Consider the following 2043-nt stretch of genomic DNA (forward strand, 5'->3'; position numbering starts at 1 on the left):
GACGCCCCCGGGCGTCCCCGCCGGTCGCGCGCTCTTCGCGTGAGCCGCCTCCACGGCTCGGGCGGGGACGATGACGACCGGCCGGAGGTCACTACGCCAGGCCGACGCGCCGGGCGGCGGCGTCCCAGGCGGCCTCGTCGGCATGTGGGTGATAGACGGTGAGGTCCTGCGTCCGCCGTACGAGCTCGCGCGGGTCGGCGGTCAGGCCGTGCGCGCGGGCCTGGACGAGCGCGTTGCCGATGGCGGTCGCCTCGACCGGGCCGGCCACGACCGGCAGCCCGCAGGCGTCGGCGGTCAGCCGGCACAGCAGGGCGTTGCGTGCTCCGCCGCCGACCATGTGCACCACCTCGACGGACCTGCCGGACAGCCGGGCGGCCTCCCGGATCGCCGCGCGATGACCGAGGGCGAGGCTCTCCAGGACGCACCGCACGACCTCCGCCCGTCCGGCCGGGGCCCGCTGGCCGGTGCGTTCGCAGTACGCGGCGATCCGCGCCGGCATGTCGCCGGGCGGAATGAAGGACCGATCCCCGGGGTCGACGAGCGCGGCGAACGGCGGCGCGTCCGCGGCGGCGGCGAGCAGGCCGGGCAGTGACGCCTCGGCGCGCCAGGTGCGCAGCGACTCCTGGAGCAGCCACAGCCCCATCACGTTGCGCAGGTAACGGATGGTGCCGCCGACGCCGGCCTCGTTGGTGAACCCGGCGACCCGGCTCTCCTCCGTCAGCACCGGCGCGGTCAGCTCCACCCCGGCCAGCGACCAGGTGCCGCACGACACGTACCCGAAGCGGTCGTGCTCGGCGGGCACCGCGAACACGGCCGAGGCGGTGTCGTGCGAGCCGACCGCGGTGACGGGCGACGACGGCAGGTCGGTCTCGGCGGCGACGTCGGGCCGCAGGGTGCCGATGATCTCGCCCGGCCGCCGCAGCGGCGGGAGGATCTTCGCGGGCAGGCCGAGCCGTGCGATGAGGGGGTACGCCCAGTCGCCGGTGCGCACGTCGTACAGCCCGGTCGTGGAGGCGTTCGTCACCTCCGCGCCCGTCTCGCCCGTCAGCCAGTACGCGAGCAGGTCGGGCACCATCAGCAGCGTCCGCGCCGACTCCGGGACCGGTGCGGACAGCAGCTGGTAGACGGTGTTGAACGGCAGGAACTGCAGTCCGCCGACGTCGTACAGGGTCTGCGCGCCCACCTTGGCGACGACGTCGTCCATGACGCCGTCCGCCCGGCCGTCACGGTAGTGGACCGGGTTGCCGATCAGGGCGCCCGCGGAGTCGAGCAGCCCGTAGTCGACGGCCCAGGAGTCGACCCCGATCGACGCGACGTCCTCCGCGGCCCGCAGCCCGTCCAGCACGTGCCCGTACAGGCCGAGGACGTCCCAGTAGAGCGTGCCCGCCGCGCGTACGGGGCGGTTGGGGAAGCGGCGCGCCTCGCGAAGCGCCAGTTCGTCCTCGCCCACCCGGGCGATCATCACACGCCCGCTGGAGGCGCCGAGGTCCACGGCGGCGAATGAACGCGGCTGCATTTCTCCCCAATTCGGCTCGGTGGTGCGCGGGTCGGTGGTCGAGAGGAGCGGGAGCGGCCGGCCCGGTGTCAGGCGTCGACGATCAGGATCGACAGGTGGCGCGGCCCGTGGACGCCTTCGACGCGGGACAGTTCGATGTCGCTCGTGGCCGACGGGCCGGACACGAACGTGATGGGCCGGTCCGGCGACAGGCGCTCGATCGCCTCGGGCACGTCCGCGACGATCTGGGTGGTCAGGGCGATGACCAGGTGGACGTCGGGGACCAGCGTGAGCGCCCGCCGGCCCTGCCCGGGGCCGTGGTCGAGCACGACCGTGCCGGTCTCGGCGATGGCGACCGCGCAGCCGGTGATCACGCCGTCGAGCGCGTCGAGTTCGGCGACCGAGAGCGGCGGTTCGTCCCGTACGGCGTCGACCTCGGCCGTCCAGGCCCCGGGCAGGCCGGGCGGCACGGCGAAGCGGCCGTCCGGTTCGCCCAGGACCGCGGGCAGCTTCGCGCGGGCGACCCGCCGCACCTCCGCCCGGTAGTC

General features: G+C 74.9%; 2 protein-coding genes. Both read right to left on the reverse strand.

What is annotated here, in order from left to right; all coding sequences use genetic code 11:
• Window positions 1–91: 91 nt before the first annotated feature.
• Window positions 92–1516 (reverse strand): rhamnulokinase, encoded by a 1425-nt coding sequence (locus tag ACFFNX_RS50375; RefSeq protein WP_378213608.1) that lies wholly within the window; start codon window positions 1514–1516, stop codon window positions 92–94.
• A 68-nt stretch (window positions 1517–1584) separates the two neighbouring features.
• A partial coding sequence (locus tag ACFFNX_RS50380; RefSeq protein ID WP_378213609.1) for a LutC/YkgG family protein occupies window positions 1585–2043 on the reverse strand: 459 nt, incomplete at its 5' end.

The sequence above is a fragment of the Actinoallomurus acaciae genome (genome assembly GCF_042429965.1).
Classification (GTDB): domain Bacteria; phylum Actinomycetota; class Actinomycetes; order Streptosporangiales; family Streptosporangiaceae; genus Actinoallomurus; species Actinoallomurus acaciae.